Raw genomic sequence first — 6209 nt, 5'->3', positions numbered from 1 at the left:
GTGGCCTTCAGCTCGAATGCGACAATCGTCATCGGGCCGACCTTGGAGAAGGAGGAGAGCGTCGTATCGACGCTGATCGTTCCGTCGTGCGGGCCGACCTCCATGAAGACCTGGCCGTCGCCATCGAGATTGCGGAAGCGTTCGCCGCCTTCGAGGGCGAAGCCGCAATGGCTGGCGAGCCAGCCGCAGGGCTGGAGCACGATTTCGGAGAGCACGGCAAAGGGCATGTGGCCATTGGCATTGTCGCGGAAGTACCAGGCGTCGGCGGCGATATCGTATTCGGCCACGACGCGGGCCCCGGTCTCTTTCACGCCCGGGCGGGTCGAGACGTGGGTGACGCGGGTCATCATGTGATAGGGCGGCTGGGGCAGGCGCGGGGCGCGGCCTGCGGTGTCGAAGGGGAGGTAGAGGTCTCCAAAGGCGGCGGAGGGGGCGCTGGCGGCGCAGTTCAGCAGGGCGGCATGGTCGCCCCGGCTTTCGCCCATCGGACCGACGCGGAGGGGCGTGGCGGTCGTGTGCGGCGCGGGCCAGTCCTTGCGCAAACGAATGGCAAAGCGCGGGCAGTGGAAAACTTTCTTGCCGTCGGAACGGGCGAGGAGCGAGGCGTAGAGGACCGGGCTTTCGCCATCCACGATGTCGTCGATGAAGACTTCATAGGTCACTTCGTGGGCGCGGTCAGGGATGACCTGGCCACGGCAGACGAATTTCGCGGTTTCGCCGGGCATGGGTTCGAAGATGTAGCCGTCGCGTTCAATGGTAACACCTGCGGCGGCGGCGTAGAATTCCAGCGCCTGTACGGCGGCTTCGGCCATCAGCGTGCCGGGCATGCAGGGGTCTTCATGGAAGTGGCCCTGATAGAACCACGCGTCCGTTGGCACTTGAGCGCGGGCCTTGAGATAGCCACGTCCCCATGGGCCGCCGGTGGGATCGAATTCCGTGATCTCGTCAAAGAAGACCAGCTTGTCGTCCGGCAGGTGGGCCGGGCGGGAATGGGCGGCGCAGAATTCGAAGCCCTTGCCGAAGCAGGCGAGCGCATCCCCGGCGCGGAAGGCGGCGACGTCCGGTGCGGTGAAGGCGCGTTTGGTGCTGGCACGGGAGGTGTCGAAGGGGTGGGGCGAGGGTGTGGGAGGGGCGTCGGTGGCGGCGTCCCAGATCACACCCTTGCCGGTGGCGAGTTCGTCATCGGTGAAGAAGCCGGCCTGGCCATTGCGGACGGAGAAGACCTTCCGGTCACCAACCATGCAGTCATACTGGAAGAAGAACATGCGCACGCCCGCGAGGGTAGCGTGGCCGGTAATCTCGATCTGGAAGGCGAGCGTGTCGCCGGGGCCGGGCAGGCCGCCATCGTGGAAGGTGATCTCGCAGCCGAGCAGGCGGTAGACGCGTTCGTTGCGGTTTTTCAGGTCGGCGCCCATCCAGCCGATCAGGGTGAGATCGGCCTGTCCGCACTCGATCAGCGGACCGGGGCGGACACGGCCATTGCGGACATGCCAGTCATCCGCCTTGAGGTCTGTTTCGGTCCAGATCACGCCGGTGCTTTCAACGCCTGCTTCAGCGTCGATGCCGGTAATGCGGTCAACCAGCAGGAGCGGCGGGGCCGGCAGGCGGACCTGGCGGTCAAAACCGTCCTGTCCGGTGAAGGCCGGGCCGAAGAAATCCGACATCAGGCCGCGCGTGGACGCCTCGATGGCCGGGCGGGTCCAGTTGGGGCCGCTGGGCGAGCGCGGCATGAGCGGTGTGGCGCCGGCGACGACCTTGCGGGGCGGGGTGCAGGTGCGGGGCCTGGCCACGGCCGCTGGCTTGGCTGGCGCAACGGGTGTCAGCGGGGTGTGACTGGGGGTGTAGTGGGGGGGTGGCAGGTGCGGGGCGGGCGGCAGGCCGCCTGCGCTGCGCGTTTCGGGAACCTGGGGTGTGGGATAGTGAACCGGCTTGGTAAGGGGCATGGGGTCGGTTCCTGTCCAGGGATTGTTTCGGGCGGCGTCCAGACGGCTCGCCACACAGGCAATATTGATGTCCCGGCCATCGGCAAAGAGCGTGGCGGTGAGATGGGCAATCTGGCCGAGGTCTGACGCGACGATCCGGTCGGTGGCGACGGCGACATGCGGCTTGTCGCCCAGCACGCTGGTGATGGCGCGCGAGAGCGTGGCGCGGGGACCGACTTCAACAAAGGTACGCACGCCATCCTCGTAGGCCTGGCGGACCGTGGCCGGGAAATCAACCGTGCCGACGGCTTGCCGCGTCAGCATGTCAGCGACGCTGGCTTTGGTCGGCGCGTAGCTGGCATTGATGGCATTGGCGTAGAGGCGGATGCCGGGCACTTTGGAGACCGGGCGGGTGTGCAGCTTGCGCCAAGTGTCCTCGAATGGCTTCATGGCCTTGGCGTGCACGATCAGGTGCTGGTTCATGGCGGCGCCGGAGCCCGGGCCGAGTGCTTCCGCCACGGCGCGGCAGGCCGATGCCGGGCCGCCGATCAGGCAGTCTTCCTGCGAATAGATGATCGTGATTTCGACCTTCGGGTGGCTGGTCATCGCGGCGCGAAGCCGTGTCAGGGGCGCCTTGATATGCCAGTTGGCCCAGTCGGCCGGCACGTTCGGCCCCCAGGCCGCGTGCGCCGTTTCGAACTCGCCGCCGAGGTGGCGTTCATACATGGCCGCGTCGTCGATCTCGTCGAGCAGCTTGCCGGGATCTTTCCAGAAGCCGAACGCGAAGAGGGCATTGCTTTCGCCGAGCGAAAGGCCGATGGCGGCAGTGGGCGAGACGCCGAGGATATCACGCAGCAGGATGGCATGGGCCTGGCTGACCAGTGTGCCTGCGCAGAGCTGTTCGTATTCGGACAGATCAGAATGCGTGAGCAGGTGGGCCATGTCCGATGCGCGCGACATGCCGGACAGGGTTCTTCCGAGTTCCGGGAAAGCCATGAAGAGGCCGCGCGACATGCGGGCATAGACGGCCGCCGAACCGGTAAAGACGAAGGCGAGTTCGCCTTCGGGCGCGCCTTCGCCATAATAGACATGATCGCCGGAGGGGGCCGCGTCGCGTTCGAGCGCCGTGGCAGAGGTGCCGATCAGGTCTGCGAGGGCTGTTTCATTCGTCGCGGTAAGGGCGATGCGGCACTTGCCCTTGCCGCCGGTCTTGCCGGTGCGAAGCTTTTTGGCGAGCGAGGCGCGGGTGGCGCCTGCAGCCCAGTAGAGGTGAGGCGGCGGGCGGAGCGGATCGGGGCTCGGACGGGCCGGAAGGCCGGTCAGGTGAACGCTCGCGCCTTGCGACAAAGCACTGGCGGGAGCGGTGACGGTGTGCCGGGGGTGTTCGCCGGACAGGTTGGGGGTCGCGCAGTCGTCGGTGATGAGCTGGTCGCGCGACATGAGCAGCGCCGCTGCCGCAAGCTCGAACAGGGGCGAGGCAGCGGGGGCGGAGCCGTAAGTCTTTGCAAAGAGGGGTGAGGCCTCACCGGCACCACCCCATTGCACCTGGCCCAGGGAGGCAAGGATCGGGTCGCCTGCCGCTTCGGCGTCTGCCTGGCGTTTGAGGACGAGGGCGGCGGCCGTGTCGCCCGCGTGACACGTACCGAGTTCGGCGAGCGCAGCTGCGGCGACCGGCTCAGTGGCGAAGTCTGCGGCGGCGACGATGGCCATGTCGAGCCGCCCGGCGCGCAGGGCGTCGAAGGCGACATCGAGGGCGGTCAGACTGGAGACGCCTTCGGAGGAGATGGCATAGCCCTGTCCGCGCAGGTCTTCTGCCGAAGTGATGCGGTTGGCGGTCATGTTGGCCATGGCGCCGAGTACGGTGGCGGCCTGCAGGGGCGGCGCGATGCCGTCCTGCGCAGCGGCGTATTCAGGTGTGCCGGGCGTCAGGCCGAAGCGCTTTGCCACACGTTCGCGCAGGAGCCAGCGCGCGGAATCGGCTGCGCAGCCCATGCCGACGAAGACGCCGCAGCGTTCTGCGTCAGGCCGCGCGATGCCGTTCAGGGCAGAGCGTGTGAGCGAGAGCACGGCGAGTTGCTGGGCCTCTGCCTGCAACAGGTCGTTCGGTGGGGTGCGGGCATAGCGCGGGTCAGCGCCGATGGTTTCCGCAGGCCGGGCCGGGCTGACCGGATGGTTCATCAGACGGCGTAGCACATCGCGTTCGCCCTTATCGCTGCCGCCCATAAGGCGGGCGCTGCAGATGACAATCTCGTCTGACTCAGTTTGCGGGAGGGCGACCTGCACCGCGCCTGTGACCGGCTGGTGCTGGTCGAGGATCAGGTGGGCATTGTTGCCGCCGAAGCCGAAATTGCTGATCGCGGCGCGGCGGGGCGACTGGCCGGTTTGCCAGTTGGCAGGTTTGGCGAGTGGCTGAAGGGCGGGTGACTTCACCGCGTCGATCAGGTCTCCGTCGAGCGGCATGGAGGGGAGCGTTTCGTGCGTCATGGCCTGGGTCAGCTTGAGCAGGCTGGCGAGGCCTGCGGCCGTAATCAGGTGGCCGGTATTGGCCTTGAGCGAGCCGATGGGGAGATGGCGGTCTGTGCCAAACACGCTTGCCGCAGCAGCGATTTCGACACTGTCGCCGACGGATGTGCCCGTGGCGTGGCATTCGAGGAAGCCAACGCTGTCCGGCGCAAGGCCCGCCTCGGCATAGGCGCGGCGCATGGCCTCTGCCTGGCCTTCACTGTCAGGCGCGAGGAGGCCCTTTCGCTTGCCGTCATTGGACAGGCCGATGGCGCGGATGACGCCATGAACCGTGTCTTTGGCCGTCACGTCGCAGAGGCGTTTCAGCACGACAGCGACAGCGCCTTCGGCGGGCACGAGGCCGTCTGCCCCCTTGATGAAGGGGCGGGAGCGGCCCGTCGGGCTGAGCGCCTGTAGCGCATCGAAGCCGATATGGAGGATCAGGTTGTCAGCGGCGTTGACCGCGCCGACGAGAGCGACATCGATCTGCCGTGTCTGGAGCTTCCGGCAGGCGATTTCGAGCGCGTAGAGCGAGGAGGCGCAGGCCGCATCCAGCGCGAGGACCGGCCCGGTCGCGCCGATGGCCTGCGCGAGGACGTGTGCCGGGAAGCCGGAATTGAAGGCATCCGTCGCGGGGCGCGCGGATTGTCCATAGGTCCAGATATCGGCGGCGTAGGCGGACTTGGCGCGGCTCGGATAGGACAGGTTGGCGAGGAAGACACCGCGCCTGTCGGATGGGGCGCTGGTCTTGCCGGCTTCGCTCCAGGCTTCGAGCGCGGCATGGAGGGGCCATTGGCAGACCGGGTCGAGCGCCGAGACGTCGAGGCCGGGGAACGTGGCACGCTTTGGGTCGAAGACGGTATCGAAGCCGGAGACGAAGCCTGACACGTAGGGTAGCGCGGTCTGTTCGGCGTCCGTCAGGCCGAAGGCGCCTTTTGCCGGGCGGGTGATGAGGCAGGCATTGCCGGCCACGGCCTGCCAGAGCGCATCGGGCGAGAGGGCGCCGGGCAGTACGCAGCCCTGGCCGACAATGGCAATCGGTTCGAAGCGTGTCATTCGCCGCTCCACTCATCCCCGACGAGGAGTTCGACAAGGGTGCGGTCGCCGTCGAGGAGCTGGTCAGCGAAGATGCGTGCGCCATCGGCCTGATTGATGAGGGCGATGCCCTGCTGGGCGAAATGGGCGGCGAGGCCGGCATCGACCATGCCGCCATCCCATGGGCCCCAGTTGAAGGATTTCACCTGCGCGTGGGGAAGCTGTGCATGCAGCTGGCGGGCAAGCTGGTTGAGGCTTTCATTCGCCATCGCGTAATCGGCCTGGCCCATATTGCCGAACAGGGCGGAGGCCGACGAGAAGAGGCCGATATGGGTCAGCTGGCTCATAGTGATGGCGCCGAGCAAGGCGAGGAGTCCGTCGATCTTGGGGCCGAAGACCTTGCGGACTTCTGCTTCGGTTTTCTCCATGGCCAGCCTGTCAGCCAGAACGCCGGCGCCGTGCACAAGGCCGGTAATGGCGCCGTGCTGGCTCTGGATGGCGTTGATAGCCGAGGCAAGCGTGGCCGTGTCTGAGAGGTCGAGCTGGACATAGTGCGCGATGGCGCCAGTCGCAGCGAGGGCGGCGAGCGTGTGTTCGATCTCCTGGCCTGCAAGGGCGGCGCGGGCGGCGCGGTCTATGTCGGCGGGCTTGACCTTCTGGCCGCTGGCGACGGCCTGCTGTGCGAGGGCGGCGCGGAGGGTCTTGAGGTCTGTCGTGCGGTCTATGCCATGCGGCCACGGGCTAAGGGCG

General features: G+C 67.2%; 2 protein-coding genes. Both read right to left on the bottom strand.

Going from position 1 to position 6209, the window contains the following annotated elements:
* On the bottom strand, window positions 1–5480 hold a 5480-nt coding region (locus VR74_RS10380; protein WP_045696518.1), incomplete at its 3' end, for a beta-ketoacyl synthase N-terminal-like domain-containing protein.
* The coding region (locus VR74_RS10375; RefSeq protein WP_045696517.1) for an SDR family NAD(P)-dependent oxidoreductase at window positions 5477–6209 on the bottom strand (733 nt) is incomplete at its 5' end. The genes VR74_RS10375 and VR74_RS10380, both read right to left, overlap by 4 nt.

Origin of the sequence: Hyphomonas sp. BRH_c22 (assembly GCF_000961795.1) — a bacterium.
Lineage (GTDB): Bacteria > Pseudomonadota > Alphaproteobacteria > Caulobacterales > Hyphomonadaceae > Hyphomonas.
Note: the sequence above shows the minus strand (reverse complement) of the source record. Positions and strands in the feature narration are given on the sequence as shown.